This window comes from Mesorhizobium sp. LNJC391B00 (genome assembly GCF_000502535.1).
Classification (GTDB): domain Bacteria; phylum Pseudomonadota; class Alphaproteobacteria; order Rhizobiales; family Rhizobiaceae; genus Mesorhizobium.
Window position 1 is genome coordinate 141,080 of sequence record NZ_AYWI01000005.1, and the last position, 14,850, is coordinate 155,929.

The 14,850-nt window shown below is 64.0% G+C and carries 11 protein-coding genes and 1 pseudogene; 8 read left to right on the forward strand and 4 right to left on the reverse strand.

Annotated elements, in window-relative coordinates; all coding sequences use genetic code 11:
* Window positions 1-21: 21 nt before the first annotated feature.
* Entirely contained in the window at window positions 22-1,566 is a 1,545-nt protein-coding gene (locus X750_RS150615; RefSeq protein WP_023702217.1) for a helicase HerA-like C-terminal domain-containing protein, read from the reverse strand.
* A 349-nt stretch (window positions 1,567-1,915) separates the two neighbouring features.
* On the opposite strand from X750_RS150615, the gene X750_RS150610 reads away from it, so the two are divergent.
* The 3 genes from X750_RS150610 to X750_RS150600 all read left to right on the forward strand — a co-directional run bounded on the left by X750_RS150610 (window position 1,916) and on the right by X750_RS150600 (window position 5,776).
* Complete coding sequence (locus X750_RS150610) at window positions 1,916-3,358, forward strand: methylmalonyl-CoA mutase subunit beta (protein ID WP_023747507.1); 1,443 nt, start codon at window positions 1,916-1,918, stop codon at window positions 3,356-3,358.
* Window positions 3,355-5,475 carry a methylmalonyl-CoA mutase gene (gene scpA / locus X750_RS150605; protein WP_023747508.1) on the forward strand — a complete coding sequence of 707 codons (2,121 nt, stop codon included), beginning with the start codon at window positions 3,355-3,357 and terminating at the stop codon, window positions 5,473-5,475. The genes X750_RS150610 and scpA overlap by 4 nt, the downstream gene beginning before the upstream one ends.
* 64 nt (window positions 5,476-5,539) lie before the next feature.
* The gene (locus tag X750_RS150600) at window positions 5,540-5,776 is read left to right on the forward strand and encodes an AbrB/MazE/SpoVT family DNA-binding domain-containing protein (RefSeq protein WP_023670750.1); all 237 of its coding nucleotides are present in this window, start codon (window positions 5,540-5,542) and stop codon (window positions 5,774-5,776) included.
* Between the two features lie 7 nt (window positions 5,777-5,783).
* Here the strand turns inward: X750_RS150600 and greA are convergent, their stop codons facing one another.
* Window positions 5,784-6,257, reverse strand: coding sequence for a transcription elongation factor GreA (gene greA, locus X750_RS150595; RefSeq protein ID WP_023670749.1), 474 nt, complete (start codon window positions 6,255-6,257; stop codon window positions 5,784-5,786).
* A 139-nt stretch (window positions 6,258-6,396) separates the two neighbouring features.
* Here greA and X750_RS01000000162910 point away from each other — a divergent pair.
* Window positions 6,397-7,669, forward strand: a pseudogene (locus X750_RS01000000162910) (TIGR03808 family TAT-translocated repetitive protein).
* Here X750_RS01000000162910 and X750_RS150590 read toward each other — a convergent pair.
* Together X750_RS150590 and X750_RS150585 are read right to left on the reverse strand one after the other, a co-directional pair.
* Complete coding sequence (locus tag X750_RS150590) at window positions 7,662-8,666, reverse strand: asparaginase (protein ID WP_023747509.1); 1,005 nt, start codon at window positions 8,664-8,666, stop codon at window positions 7,662-7,664. The pseudogene X750_RS01000000162910 and the gene X750_RS150590 sit on opposite strands and share 8 nt — an antisense overlap.
* A 28-nt stretch (window positions 8,667-8,694) precedes the next feature.
* Window positions 8,695-9,861 (reverse strand): acetyl-CoA acetyltransferase, encoded by a 1,167-nt coding sequence (locus X750_RS150585; RefSeq protein WP_023684567.1) that lies wholly within the window; start codon window positions 9,859-9,861, stop codon window positions 8,695-8,697.
* Window positions 9,862-10,050: 189 nt separating this feature from the next.
* Here X750_RS150585 and betI point away from each other — a divergent pair, with 189 nt between their 5' ends.
* Genes betI through betA form a run of 4 tightly spaced genes read left to right on the forward strand, consistent with a single transcriptional unit; the run spans window position 10,051 to window position 14,836 of the window.
* Entirely contained in the window at window positions 10,051-10,641 is a 591-nt protein-coding gene (gene betI, locus X750_RS150580; RefSeq protein WP_023670745.1) for a transcriptional regulator BetI, read from the forward strand.
* Window positions 10,642-10,649: 8 nt separating this feature from the next.
* On the forward strand, window positions 10,650-12,179 hold the full coding sequence (gene betC, locus X750_RS150575) for a choline-sulfatase (protein ID WP_023747510.1): 1,530 nt from the start codon (window positions 10,650-10,652) through the stop codon (window positions 12,177-12,179).
* Entirely contained in the window at window positions 12,176-13,180 is a 1,005-nt protein-coding gene (locus X750_RS150570; protein ID WP_023747511.1) for a threonine/serine dehydratase, read from the forward strand. The genes betC and X750_RS150570 overlap by 4 nt, the downstream gene beginning before the upstream one ends.
* A gap of 3 nt (window positions 13,181-13,183) precedes the next feature.
* Window positions 13,184-14,836 carry a choline dehydrogenase gene (gene betA, locus X750_RS150565; protein WP_023747512.1) on the forward strand — a complete coding sequence of 551 codons (1,653 nt, stop codon included), beginning with the start codon at window positions 13,184-13,186 and terminating at the stop codon, window positions 14,834-14,836.
* Window positions 14,837-14,850: the final 14 nt, after the last annotated feature.

Sequence of the window (14,850 nt, forward strand, 5' to 3'; positions counted from 1 at the left end):
ATTCTTGCGGGCTGATGCCTTTTACCGCCCCCTGGACAGGCTGCCCAGAATCCCGCGCACGATCGCGCGGCCGACCGACGAGCCGACCGAGCGCACCACCGCTTTGATCGCGGCTTCGGCCACCGTCTGGCGGTTGGACGGCCGTGGTGCAGGGGCGCGGCGACCGCCTGATTGCTGCGGCGGCGGATCGTCATTGCCGAAGCCCGGAATGGTCCAGCGCGAGCGCCCGCTGTCGGCCTGCTGCGCCTGCTCGTCCTGCGCATCCCTGGCTTTCTTCTGCAGCATCTCGAAGGCCGATTCGCGGTCGATGGTCTGGTCGTACTGGCCGGCGACCGGGCTCTGGTCGATCAGCTTGCGGCGCTCGTCCGCTGTGATCGGGCCAAGCCTGGACGATGGCGGCCGGATCAATGTCCGCTGCACCATGGACGGCACGCCCTTGACCTCCAGCGTCGAGACCAGCGCCTCGCCGGTGCCGAGCTGGGTGATGGCGGTGGCGCAGTCGAAATCGGGATTGGGCCGGAAGGTGTCGGCGGCGGTCTTGACCGCCTGCTGCTCACGCGGCGTATAGGCGCGCAGCGCGTGCTGCACACGGTTGCCGAGCTGGGCGAGAACCTTTTCAGGGATGTCCAAAGGGTTCTGCGTGACGAAATAGACACCGACGCCTTTCGAACGGATCAAGCGAACCACCTGCTCGACGCGGTCGATCAGCACCTTCGGCGCATCGTCGAAAAGCAGATGCGCCTCGTCGAAGAAGAACACCAGCTTCGGCCTTTCGGGATCGCCGACCTCGGGCAATTCCTCGAACAGCTCCGACATCAGCCAGAGCAGGAAGGTGGCGTAGAGCCTGGGGTTCATCATCAATCTGTCGGCAGCGAGCACGCTGATGGCGCCGCGGCCGTCGCGGGTGGTGCGCATGATGTCGGCGATGCGCAAAGCCGGTTCGCCGAAGAAATGCGCCGCGCCCTGCTGTTCCAGCACCAGAAGCGTGCGCTGGATTGCGCCGACCGACGGCTTGGTGACATTGCCGTAGCGCGAGCTGATCTCGTCGGCGCGCGCTGCGATGTTGGCCAGCAGTGCTTGCAGATCCTTCATGTCGAGCAGCAGCAGGCCATCCTCATCGGCGATGCGGAAGGCGATGTTCATGATGCCTTCCTGCGCTTCGGAGAGGTTCATCAGCCGCGACAGAAGCAGCGGCCCCATTTCCGAGACGGTGGCGCGGATCGGATGGCCCTGCTCGCCGAACAGGTCCCAGAAGATGACCGGGAATTCCTGGAAGTCGTAAGGGTCGAGCTTGACCTGCTCGGCCCGCTTGACCAGGAAATCCTGCGCCTTGCCCATCATGGCAATGCCGGACAGGTCGCCCTTGATATCGGCGCAGAACACAGGCACGCCGGCATTGGAAAACCCCTCGGCCAGGATCTGCAGGCTGACTGTCTTGCCGGTGCCGGTGGCGCCGGTGATCAGGCCATGGCGGTTCCCATATTGCAGCAAGAGCTGTTCGGCGCGCTGATAGCTGTCGTCGGGCTTGCGGCTGGCGCCGAGGAAAATGCTGGTGTCGTCAGCCATATGACCATGTCTCCGCAAACTGATGTGTTAAAAGCCTGTGGCCGTGCCGCAGGGTATAGTCAGGCCATTGCGCAGCGACAATGCTATTCTCCAATTGGGCTATCCATCCAGTTGGCTATTCATCCAGATTGGGCCAATCGTCTAAATTGAACCAATCCTCCAAATCGGTTTTTGGAACTTGCGGATTTTGCCGCTGTTTGGCAATCGTTCCATGGTTCGTCCACGCAGGCTGCCCTATGTCAGGGAAGCGAATCCCAACCGCGCAAGCGCATTGCATTGCGATATCTGGCAGGGAACCGTAGACTGGACGGCTGACGCTGGTGCGGCCGCATAAAAACGAGGAACATGGATGGGCGCCGGATCCTTGACCAGGAGCATCGAACCCGCTGACGTCGAGCGCCAGCGTTGGCTGGCCTTGGCCGAAAAGGCGCTCGCCGGCGCCTCCTTCGAGGAAAAACTGGTCTCGCATACCGACGATCAGATTCGCATCGAACCGCTCTACGATCGCGCCGCCGGCGCCGAGCCGCTTGTGCGCGCCAACCCCAAATTGCCCTGGATCGTCAGCCAGCGCATTGACGATCCCGATATCGGCCGCGCCAAGGCGCAGGCCCTGGACGATGTGGCACAAGGCGCGACGGGATTGTCGCTTGTCTTCGAAGGTGCTCCGAATGCGTTCGGCTATGGCCTGCCGAGGACGGCGCAGGCGCTGGAAACGGTGCTGGATGGCGTACCGCTCAACCGCACGCAGATCCGCATCGACGCCCATCCCTGGAGCCGTGCCGTCGCCGACTGGCTGGTGGCGTTCCTGAGCAAGCGCCGCTCCGACCCGGCAAAGCTGAACCTCTCCTTCGGCATCGACCCGGCGGCAATCTTTGCCGGAACCGGCCGGCTGCGCATGTCGATCGAGGCGTTGCAGGCATCGATGCCGCAATCGCTGGCGCATTTCTTCTCGCTGGGCGTGCCGGGTGTGCTGCTGGAGGCCGACGGGCGGGTGTTCCACAATGCCGGCGCCACGGAGGCGCAGGAACTCGGCACCATGCTCGCTTCCGCCGTGTCCTACCTCAGGATGTTCGAGGATGCGCGCCAGCCGCTTGTCTATGCCGCTCCCCATATCGGCTTTGCGCTGAGCGTCGACCAGAACCAGTTCCTGTCCATGGCCAAGGTCCGGGCCTTGCGCAGGCTGTGGGCGCGCATCCAGGAAACCTGTTCCATCCCGGCATCGACAGCCAACATCCATGCCGAGACGTCGTTCCGCATGATGACGGCGGCGGATCCCGAAACCAACATCCTGCGCACCACCATCGCCAGCTTTGCAGCGGCAGCAGGCGGCGCGGACTCGATCTCCATCCTGGCACACACCATCGCCCTCGGGCTGCCGGCCGGCTTTGCCCGCCGCATCGCCCGCAATGCGCAGTTGATCATGGCCAATGAAAGCCATATCGACCATGTCGCCGACCCAGCATTTGGGTCGGGCGCAGTCGAGGCGCTGACCCTGGGCCTGTGCGAAGCGGCGTGGGAAGAGTTCCAGCGGATCGAAGCGGAAGGCGGCGTTCTGGCAAGCCTGCAGCAAGGGCATATCCAGAAGCGCGTGAAGGCAGCATCCGAGCGCCGCGCCGAGGCCTACCGGTCGGGTGAACGGGCAATCATCGGCACCACGCTTTACCCGCTGAAAAACGATGCCCCGGTCGAGACGCTGGCGGCTGAGCGGCGGCCGCCTTTCACAGAGGGCGTGGCGGTGTGCGAGGCGCTGTTTCCCGTCCGCATCGACCAGGCAATCGGAGCCGCACAGTGATCCCGGATTTCAGCCACATTGGCTGGTCGGCGCCACGGCGCGCGCCGGTCGAGGTCAAGGGCCAGCGGCTGACGCCGGAAGGCATCGCCGTCAAGCATCTCTACGGCCAGGGCGATCTCAAGGGGCTGCCGCATCTCGACACCTATCCGGGAATGCCGCCCTTCGTGCGCGGTCCCTACCCGACCATGTATGTCCAGCAGCCGTGGACGATCCGGCAATATGCCGGCTTCTCGACGGCCGAGGAATCCAACGCCTTCTACCGGCGCAATCTCGCCGCCGGCCAAAAGGGCCTTTCGGTCGCTTTCGATCTGCCCACCCATCGCGGCTATGACAGCGACCATCCGCGCGTTGCCGGCGATGTCGGCATGGCGGGCGTGGCCATCGATTCCATCCTCGACATGCGGCAATTGTTCGACGGCATTCCGCTGGGCGAGATGACGGTGTCGATGACCATGAACGGCGCGGTGCTGCCGATCATGGCGCTCTATATCGTCGCGGCCGAAGAACAGGGCGTTGCTCAGAAGGATCTCGCCGGCACCATTCAGAACGACATTCTGAAGGAGTTCATGGTCCGCAACACCTACATCTATCCGCCGAAGCCCTCGATGCGGATCGTGTCTGACATCTTCTCCTATACCTCCCAGCACATGCCGAAGTTCAATTCGATCTCGATCTCCGGCTATCACATGCAGGAGGCCGGCGCGACCGCGGACCTGGAGCTCGCCTACACCATCGCCGACGGCATCGAATATGCCCGCGCCGGCGTCGCCGCCGGGCTCGACATCGACCGTTTCGCCCCGCGGCTTTCCTTCTTCTGGGCGATCGGCATGAACTTCTTCATGGAGATCGCCAAGCTCCGCGCGGCGCGCCTGTTGTGGGCGACCCTGATGCAGAAGAATTTTGCACCGAACGACGAACGCTCGCTGTCGCTGCGCACCCATTGCCAGACCTCCGGCTGGTCGCTGACGGCGCAGGACCCCTACAACAACATCACCCGCACCATGATCGAGGCGATGGCGGCGACGCAGGGACATACCCAGTCGCTGCACACCAACTCCTTCGACGAGGCGATGGCGCTGCCGACCGACCACTCGGCGCGCATCGCCCGCAACACGCAGTTGATCCTGCAGAAGGAATCCGGCACCACCTGCATCATCGATCCGTGGGGCGGCTCGGCCTATATCGAACGGCTGACGCACGATCTGGCGGCGCGTGCGCTCGCCCATATCGAAGAGGTCGAGGCGCTTGGCGGCATGGCGGCAGCAACCGAACAGGGCATTCCAAAACTTCGCATCGAGGAAGCGGCGGCGCGCACGCAGGCGCGTATCGATTCCGGCGAGCAGATACTGGTTGGCGTAAACGCGCATCGCCCCGAGAACGAAATCGACGTCGACGTGCTGAAGATCGACAATGCCGAGGTCAAGGCCCGGCAATTGTCGAAGCTGCAGAACCTGAAAGGCACGCGCAATGTCGGCGCGGTCGAGAGCGCGCTCGATGCGCTGACCCGCGCTGCGCAGGGTAACGAAAACCTGCTGGAATTTGCCATCCGCGCCGCGCGCGCCAATGCCACGGTCGGCGAGATCTCGCTGGCGCTCGAAAAGGTCTTTGGCCGTCACGTCGCCTCGGTGCAAACGATCTCCGGCGTTTATCGCAATGCGCTTGGCGACAATCTGACGGTCGACCGATTGCTGGAGAAGCTCGAAGCTTTCGAGAAGAAGTCCGGCGGCAAGCCGCGCATCCTGGTCGCAAAGATGGGACAGGACGGCCACGACCGTGGCCAGAAGGTGATCGCCACGGCCTTCGCCGATCTCGGCTTCGACGTGACGGTCGGCGCGATGTTCCAGACACCCGACGAGATCGCCAGGCTGGCGGTGGCGCAGGACGTCCATGTCATCGGCGCCTCATCGCTGGCGGCGGGGCACCTGACGCTGATCCCCGAACTACGCGACGCGCTGAAGAAGCTCGGCCGCAGCGACATGCTGATCGTCGCCGGCGGCGTCATCCCGCCGCAGGATTACGGCGCAGTGCTGGAAGCGGGTGCCGCGGAAATCTTCCCGCCAGGGACGGTTATCCCGGAGGCTGCGGATCGGTTGCTGGACCGGCTGCTGGCGGGCTGATTGAAACAGTTGCACTGCTTATCAAAGTTGCGTTGCAATATCGGGCGCAACCTATGGTATAGCTATGAACACCATCATTCACGGACTTGAGGACGGATCGGGCGTTGTAATCCTGCCGCGGGAAACGCTCGACAGCTTGGGCCTGCAGGTGGGCGATGAACTCCAGATCATCGAAACCGACGACGGCATCATCCTAAGGCCGGTGCCGTGTGACGACGTCGAACGGCAAATGCGTGCTGCTCGCGATGTCATGGACAAGTATGAGCCCGCGTTGCGAAAGCTGGCTGTGCAAATAGGGTGAGCTGGCGTCAGGCGTCCGACAGCTTGACGATTTCCCATTCCTTGCCGTTGACGCTTGCGACGTCGCCGACCTTCTTGCCGAACAGCGCCACGGCCATTGGCGAGACGTGTGAGATGCTGCCCTTTGAGGGGTCGGCCTCGTCCTCGCCGACGATCTTCCAGTGCACTTTCTTGCCGTCATCGCTTTCCAGCGTGACACCCATGCCGAAGCGCACCTGGTCGCTGCCCGGTTCCGGCACGGAAAGCTCGGCGCTTTCGCGGCGCGCTGTCCAGTAGCGCAGGTCGCGCGAGACGACGGCAATGCGCTCGCGATCGGCTTTTCGCTCGGCTTTCGCCAAGATGTCGCGCAGATCGGCCAGATTGTCCTCGATCATCGCCAGGCCGCGCTCCGTCACCAGATTGCGGTGTTGGCTGATCGGCCGCTCGCCGATGCCGGCAATGGCGTTTTCGCTGTCTTCCTCGCGGGTAAAAGCCCTGCTCATCGGATAAACTTAGGCCCGCTTCGGCGACTGTACAAGCCACTTGCCGGACCCGGTCATTGGCCGGACTATCGCCGAGCGGAGACCTATGCGGCTGGCCCAATTCCTGCGAAGAACCATTTCATCGCAGGGATCTGTGCCGATGTTGAACAGACGAACGCTTCTCAAGGGGACTGTCGGCTTTGCGGTGCTCGGCGTTTCGCTGGACAACGCCTTGGCGAAGACGGCAGCGCTTGGCTCGATCAACGCCGCCGAGGTCGGCGTGGAGCCGGACGCACCGGACGACCAGAGCAAGGCCTTTGCCAGGATGCTAGCCGAGGCAAGCCAGCGCAATGCGCCGGTGTTCCTGCCGCCGGGCACCTATGTCGTGTCCAACCTGACCCTGCCCGCCCGCGTCAGGCTTTCGGGCGTGCCGGGCGCCTCGCGCATCCTCTATGNTGGCCGACGATGCGCAAGGCCTGCTCGACCTGCGCCGCGTCGCCCATCTCGTCATCGACAATTGCACGATCACCGGCAGCGGCAAGCATGGGCTGGCGCTGGAGCATGCGTCGGGCCGCGTCGAGCGCTCCGAGATTTCGGGGGCTGCGGACGCCGGCATCTACTCCGTCGAGGCCGCTGGCCTGGCGATATCCGACAACACCGTATCTGACTGTGGCAATGGCGGCATTCTTGTGCATCGCTGGCAGCAGGCCGAGGACGGCACGATCGTCAGCGGCAACCGCGTGCAGCGGATCGGCGCGCGCAGCGGCGGCACCGGGCAGAACGGCAATGGCATCAACGCATTCCGTGCCGGCAATGTCTCCGTCACCGGCAACATCGTCTCTGACTGCGCCTTCTCGGCGATCCGCGCCAACAGTTCCAGCAATCTGCAGATGACGGGCAACACCTGCTCGCGGTCGGGCGAAACGGCGCTCTATTCCGAATTCTCCTTCGAAGGCGCCATCATCGGCAACAACATCGTCGATGGTGCCGCTAACGGCATCTCGATCGTCAATTTCAACGACGGCGGCCGTATGGGTGTCTGCTCGAACAACATCGTGCGCAACCTCTCGGCCACCGGCCCCTACCCCGCCGACGCGCCGGGCTTCGGCGTCGGTATCAGCGTCGAGGCCGACACCACCGTCTCGGGCAATGTCATCGAGAACGCGCCGCTCTACGGCATGCAGATCGGCTGGGGCGCTTATATGCGCAATGTTGTGGCGACGGGAAACATCATCCGTCAGGCCGGAACCAGCATCGCCGTCACTGTGGTAGAAGGCGCTGGAAACGCCATCATTTCCGACAACGTCATCGACGGCGCCAAGAACGGCGCCATCATCGGCCAGCGCTGGGCCGAACCGGCGACCGGCGACCTCGCGCGGTCAAGCGTAAGCGGCTATGCGCATCTGACGGTTGAGCGAAACAGGGTCAGCTGAGCGCCGTCGTCGGCCGCAGCGAGCCGACCTTGGCGCCGATGCGGCTTTCGATCGGCGGATTGGCCCGCTCCAGAAGGTTCGCCTCCAGTGCGCCGTCGGCGCTGAGAAGTTTTGCCAGCACAGCGGCAATCATCACCTCGGCGGCGCGGCCGGCGCCGTCATCACATTTTAGCGCGATGCCGAGGCCAAGCTCCGGAACGGCGGCGCAATAGACACCCTCGGCGCCCGTCTTGACGAATATGCGGCCGGGCGCGGCCTGCATCAGCGCCACATCGGCCTTGCCGGTGCCGGCGACCAGGAAAGGCTCGGCCATGCAGGCAGACAGCAGGCGTTTGGCCGCCTTGGCACGCTCAGGGCCAAAGCTCCTGCCCGTCGCCATGCGGGCAAAGCCAAGGGCAAAACTTTTCAGCGGCACGGCATAGGTGGGGATCGAGCAGCCATCGGTTGCCCGGTGATCCGCATCGTGGGCAGCGCCGGTCACCGCCTGCATGGCGTCGCGCACCATCTCCTGCAAACCATGGCCTGCCTTGACGTAGCCTTGGTGGGCAATCCCTGAGTGCACGCAGGTGCAGAGAAATCCGGAATGCTTGCCCGAGCAATTGTTGTGCAGTGCGTTCGGCGAGACGCCTGTGCGGGCCAGTGCGATCGTCGCGTCGTGGCTCGACGGCCAATGCGCGCCGCATTCCAGCGCCGACTTGTCGAGCCCGGCCTTGGCCAGCATCGCCTGCGCCAGTTCGACATGCGCGGGTTCGCCCGAATGCGAAGCGCAGGCCAGCGCCAGTTCGCGGTCGCCGAAGCCGTACGCATCGGCAGCACCCGTTTCAACCAGCGGCAGCGCCTGGATCGCCTTGACCGCCGAGCGCGGAAACACCGGCCGCGCCGTATGGCCGATCTCCAGGACAGGCTTGCCGTCACCGTCGAAGATTGCGACAGCGCCGCGATGGGCGCTCTCGACGATCGCGCCGCGCAAGACCTCGACCAGAACCGGATTTGTCATCACCACGCCCCAAAAATACGGGCCGCTTCTACCTGATCCGGTCGAGGATTGAAACGTAGTTGGCAACGGCAGCGCCACCCATGTTGAAGATGCCGCCGAGCGTTGCCCCCGGCACCTGGATGCCGCCTGCCTCGCCGGTTAACTGCATGGCGGTCAGCACATGCATCGACACACCGGTGGCGCCGATCGGATGGCCCTTGGCCTTCAGCCCGCCCGAAGGATTGACCGGCAGCCTGCCGTCCTTTGCCGTCGTGCCGTCTAGCGCCAGCCTGGCGCCCTCGCCCGGCTTGGCCAGGCCCATCGCCTCATATTCGATCAGTTCGGCAATGGTGAAGCAGTCATGCGTCTCGACGAAGGAGAGGTCGTCGAGCGTCACGCCGGCCTTCTTCAAAGCCTGGTTCCAGGCCTGCTCGCAGCCTTCGAAAGACAGGATGTCGCGCTTCGACATCGGCAGGAAATCCTGGACATGCTCGTTGGCGCGGAAGGCGACGGCGCGGCGCATCATCAACGCCGTCGAGGTGTCGGTCAGCACAAGGGCGGCAGCACCGTCGGAGACCAGCGAACAGTCCGTGCGCTTCAGCGGACCGGCCACGAACGGGTTTTTCTCGCTTTCCTGGCGGCAGAACTCGTAGCCGAAATCCTTGCGCATCTGCGCATACGGATTGTTGACGCCGTTCTTGTGGTTCTTGGCGGCGATCATCGCCAGCGCGTCGGACTGGTCGCCATAACGCTGGAAATAGGCCTGCGCGATCTTGCCGAAGACGCCAGCGAAACCGGCCGGCGTGTCGCCCTCCTCCGGCAGATAGGAAGCCTTGAGCAGGTTCTTGCCGATCTCGGGGCCGGGGGTCGTCGTCATCTGCTCGGCACCGACCACCAGCACGATGCGGGCGGCATTGGCGTCGATGGCGCGGATCCCTTGGCGGACCGCTGCCGAACCCGTGGCGCAGGCGTTCTCGACCCGCGTCGCCGGCTTGAAGCGCAGCCGGTCATCGGCCTGCAGCACCAGGCTGGCGGTAAAATCCTGAGGGGAGAAGCCGGCGTTGAAATGGCCGAGCACAATCTCGTCGACCTCGTCCGGACCGATGCCGGCATGGTCGAGCGCGTCGACCGCGACCTTGGTGATCAGGCCTTCCAGCGTCTCGCCTTCCAGCTTGCCGAAGCGCGAATGCGCCCATCCGACGATGCATGCGGTCATGGCAACCTCCGTTTGCCGCAAGCCTAACATGTCATAGCGCGGCATCAGCCTCTAATATTGTTCAACAGTGAACTGTTTTCCAGTCCAAAGGATGGGCCAGAGCGACATGATCGATTGATCCGAGCGCGAGTTTTTTATTGATTGATCCGTCAATAAAAAATAATCTCGGTTTTAATCTGGATCTCCCCAATGCCGAAAGTCGGAATGGAACCGTTGCGCCGCAAGGCGCTCATCGACGCGACGATCTCGGCGATCGGCGAGCGCGGCTCGCTTGATGTGACCATGTCGGAGATCGCCGGACGGGCGGGCGTGTCGTCGGCCCTTGCCCACCACTATTTCGGCGCCAAGGACGAGCTCCTTCTGGCGACGATGCGGCACATACTGGCCGAGCTGACCATCGACATGCGGCGCGCCCTGCAATCCGCCGGCTCGCCGCGCGAACGCGTTTCGGCGGTGGTCGCCGTCAACTTCTCCGACATCCAGTTCCGGCCGGAAACCATCGCGGCCTGGCTCGCCTTTTATGTCGAGGCACAGAAATCATCGGCCCTGCGCCGGCTGCTCAGGGTCTATGCGCGGCGGCTGCATTCCAACCTGATGAGCGGGCTGATCGGCATACTGCCGCGCAACGAAGCCGACCGCGCGGCGGAAGCGGTCGCGGCGATGATCGACGGGCTGTACATCAGGCGCGCGCTGAAGGACGGCGTGCCGGATGCTCAAACCGCGATCGCGCTGGTCGAAGATTATCTCGAAATCAAACTCGGCGGGCGACAGACACAGTGACAGCCTCAGTGATATCAAGGCGACCCAACATCCTGATCGTCATGGTCGATCAGCTCAACGGCACGCTGTTTGCGGACGGGCCGGCGGACTTCCTGCATGTGCCGCATCTCAAGGCGCTGGCCGCACGCTCGGCGCGCTTCGGCAACAACTACACGGCCTCGCCGCTTTGCGCGCCGGGCCGCGCCGCTTTCATGAGCGGGCAATTGCCGTCGCGCACCCAGGTCTATGACAACGCCGCCGAGTTCGCTTCCTCGATCCCGACCTATGCGCATCATCTGCGCAGCGCCGGCTACTACACCTGCCTGTCGGGCAAGATGCATTTCGTCGGGCCGGACCAGTTGCACGGTTTCGAGGAGCGGCTGACCACCGACATCTATCCCGCCGATTTCGGCTGGACGCCGGATTACCGCAAGCCTGGCGAGCGCATCGACTGGTGGTATCACAATCTGGGTTCGGTGACAGGCGCCGGCATCGCCGAGATCACCAACCAGATGGAGTATGACGACGAGGTCGCCTTCCACGCGGTGCAAAAACTCTACGATCTTGCCCGCACCTCCGAGGACGAGGCCAGCCGGCCCTGGTGCCTGACGGTTTCCTTCACCCACCCGCACGACCCCTATGTCGCACGGCGGCAATATTGGGGATTCTATGAAGACTGTCCGGCGCTTGAGCCGGAGGTGGGATTCATCCCCTATGCCCATCAGGACCCGCATTCGCAACGGCTTTACCGGGCCAGCGACTACGACAGTTTCAACATCACGCCGGAGCAGATCCGCCGCTCGCGGCGCGGCTACTACGCCAACATCTCCTATCTCGACGACAAGGTCGGCGAGTTGATGTCAGTGCTGGAGCGAACGCGCATGCTGGACGACACCATCATCCTGTTCTGCTCCGACCATGGCGACATGCTTGGCGAGCGCGGCCTGTGGTTCAAGATGAATTTTTTCGAGGGCTCGGCGCGAGTACCTTTGATGATCGCCGGCAAAGGCATTCCTGCAGGGCTGGTCGAGGCGCCGGTCTCCAACCTCGACGTGACGCCGACACTCTGCGACCTCGCCGGCATCGACATCTCCGCCATCGCACCGTGGACCGACGGGCAGTCGCTGCTGCCGCTGCTTGATGGCGAGCCGCGCACCGCGCCGGTGCTGATGGAATATGCCGCCGAGGGCTCCAACGCGCCGTTGGTGGCGATCCGCGACGGCCGCTACAAATTCATCCATTGCGAGATCGACCCGCCGCTTCTGTTCGATCTCGAAGCCGATCCGCAAGAACGCACCAATCTTGCCACCGATCCGGCGCATGCCGATCTGGTGGCGGCCTTCACGGGAGCCGTGCGAGCGCGCTGGGACATGACGGCATTCGATGCCGCGGTGCGCGTCAGCCAGGCGCGGCGCTGGGTGGTTTATCCCGCGCTGCGCAACGGCACGCATTACCCCTGGGAATTCCAGCCACTGCAGAAGGCGTCGGAACGCTACATGCGCAACCACATGAACCTCGACAATCTCGAGGAACAGAAACGCTTTCCGCGAGGCGAATGATGACAATTGTCCCCTCCCTCGAGCACCTCAGACAGGCCTATGCCGTGACGTCGAAGGCGACGCAGATCACGCCTTTGCTGGAATCGACAGCCTTGGCCAACGAGACGGGTGCGGCCCGCGTCTTTATCAAGCCGGAATCGCTGCAATGGGCGGGATCGTTCAAGGTGCGCGGGGCCTATTGGCGGTTGAAGCGGCTGTCGCCGGATGAGGCCAGAAAAGGCGTCGTCGCCTACTCCTCCGGCAATTTCGCGCAAGGGTTGGCGGCTGCCGGCCAGGCGCTCGGCATTCCCGTCACCATCGTCATGCCGATCGACGCGCCGGCCGCCAAGCGCGATGCGACCGCAGGCTATGGCGCGCGCGTCGTGCTGACAGATCATGGCGAGCGCGCCCGTGAAGAGGTCGCAGCCGCCAAGGCCTGCGAGATTGCCGAGACCGAAGGGCTGGCGTTGCTGCATCCATTCGACGATCCGGAGATCGTTGCCGGCCAGGCCGGCGCCGGGCTCGAAGCGCTCGAACAATTCGAGGCAAAGGACGCCAGTGCCGACCTTCTGTTCTGCTCGGTCGGCGGCGGCGGACTGATCGGCGGCATGTCGCTCGCCTTCCACTATCTGTCGCCGGCAACCGAGATCATCGGCGTCGAGCCGGAAGGCTTCAACGGCATGGGTGCATCGCTAGCGCATGGCGCCATCGAGACCATGCCGATCGCGCCGAAATCGATTTGCGACGGGCTGATGTCGCGGCGGCCGGGCGACGCGCCGTTCGCGGCGGTCAAGACCGCTGGCGTGCGCGGCATCACCGTCGACGACCAATCGGTTAGGCGAGCGATGAAGATCGCCTTCGAGCGGATGAAGCTGGTGCTCGAGCCGTCAGGCGCCGCCTCTCTGGCGGCGCTGCTCGGCGGCAAGGTGGATGTGGCGGGTAAAACGGTCCTGGTCATGGCTACCGGCGGCAATGTCTCGCTCGCCGATTTTATTTCGCATATGAACGATGGGCGCATGTGAACCATGCTTGAAGCAGACTTCGTCATCATCGGCTCCGGCTCGGCCGGCTCGGCCATGGCCTACCGGCTGTCGGAAGACGGCAAGCATTCGGTGATCGTCATCGAGTTCGGCGGCACCGATATCGGGCCGCTGATCCAGATGCCGTCGGCGCTGTCGATCCCGCTCAACATGAGCCTTTACGACTGGGGCTTTGCCAGCGAACCAGAGCCGCATCTCGGCGGCCGCGTGCTGGCGACGCCACGCGGCAAGGTGATCGGCGGCTCATCCTCGATCAACGGCATGGTATATGTCAGGGGCCACGCACGCGACTTCGACCACTGGGCCGAACAGGGGGCGGCCGGCTGGGGCTTCGCCGACGTGCTGCCCTATTTCAAGCGCATGGAGGACAGTGACGGCGGCGAGGACGGCTGGCGCGGCCACGGCGGCCCGCTGCACGTCCAGCGTGGCCCGCGCAAGAATCCGCTCTACGGCGCCTTTGTCGAGGCCGGCCGCCAAGCCGGGTTCGAACTGACCGACGACTACAATGGTTCGAAGCAGGAAGGCTTCGGGCCGATGGAGCAGACCATACGCGGCGGCCGCCGCTGGTCGGCCGCATCAGCCTATCTGAAGCCGGCGCTCAAGCGGCAAAATGTCAGCGTGATCAAAGGCTTCGCCCGTCGTGTGATCATCGAGAATCAGCGCGCTGTCGGCGTCGAGATCGAAGCTCACAAACAGATTCAGGTCGTTAAGGCGCGACGTGAGGTGATCGTTGCCGCATCATCGATCAATTCGCCCAAGATCCTGATGCTATCCGGTATCGGCCCGGCCGCGCATCTCAAGGAGAACGGCATCCAGGTCGTGGCCGACCGGCCCGGTGTCGGCCGCAATCTGCAGGATCATATGGAGCTCTACATCCAGCAGGAATCGACCCAGCCGATCACGCTGAATTCGGTTCTCAACCCATTCTCCAAGGCTCTGATCGGGGCGCAGTGGCTGTTCTTCAAGACCGGCCTCGGTGCCACCAACCATTTCGAGGCCGCGGCCTTCGTGCGCTCGCAGGCCGGCGTCGACTACCCCGACATCCAGTATCACTTCATCCCGGCTGCGGTGCGCTATGACGGCAAGGCGGCGGCGAGGGCCCATGGCTTCCAGGCCCATGTCGGGCCGATGCGGTCGAAGTCGCGCGGCTCGGTGACGCTGCGCTCTCCCGACCCGAAAGCGGCGCCGGTGATCCGCTTCAATTACATGTCGCATCCAGACGACTGGGCCGAGTTCCGCCACTGCATCAGGCTGACTCGCGAGATCTTCGGCCAGAAGGCTTTTGACGGCTTCCGCGGCAAGGAAATCTCGCCAGGTTCGCATGTCCAGTCGGACGAGGATCTCGACGCCTTCATCCGGGATCATGCCGAGAGCGCCTATCACCCGTGCGGCACCTGCAAGATGGGTCGGGCCGATGACATCACGAGCGTCGTCGATCCGGAGTGCCGCGTCATCGGCATCGACGGGTTGCGGGTCGCCGACTCCTCGATCTTTCCGCGCGTCACCAATGGCAATCTCAACGCGCCCTCGATCATGACCGGCGAAAAGGCCTCCGACCACATTCTCGGCCGCACGCCGCTGGCGCCCTCCAACCAGGAACCCTGGATCAATCCGCGCTGGCAGGTGGCGGATCGATAGGGCATTGTCCGGCG

Coding starts and splice junctions, on each gene's coding strand:
- X750_RS150615 (WP_023702217.1), bottom strand. CDS start 1,566: ATGGCTGACGACACCAGCATTTTCCTCGGCGCCAGCCGCAAGCCCGAC.
- X750_RS150610 (WP_023747507.1), top strand. CDS start 1,916: ATGGGCGCCGGATCCTTGACCAGGAGCATCGAACCCGCTGACGTCGAG.
- X750_RS150600 (WP_023670750.1), top strand. CDS start 5,540: ATGAACACCATCATTCACGGACTTGAGGACGGATCGGGCGTTGTAATC.
- greA (WP_023670749.1), bottom strand. CDS start 6,257: ATGAGCAGGGCTTTTACCCGCGAGGAAGACAGCGAAAACGCCATTGCC.
- X750_RS150590 (WP_023747509.1), bottom strand. CDS start 8,666: ATGACAAATCCGGTTCTGGTCGAGGTCTTGCGCGGCGCGATCGTCGAG.
- X750_RS150585 (WP_023684567.1), bottom strand. CDS start 9,861: ATGACCGCATGCATCGTCGGATGGGCGCATTCGCGCTTCGGCAAGCTG.
- betI (WP_023670745.1), top strand. CDS start 10,051: ATGCCGAAAGTCGGAATGGAACCGTTGCGCCGCAAGGCGCTCATCGAC.
- X750_RS150570 (WP_023747511.1), top strand. CDS start 12,176: ATGATGACAATTGTCCCCTCCCTCGAGCACCTCAGACAGGCCTATGCC.
- betA (WP_023747512.1), top strand. CDS start 13,184: ATGCTTGAAGCAGACTTCGTCATCATCGGCTCCGGCTCGGCCGGCTCG.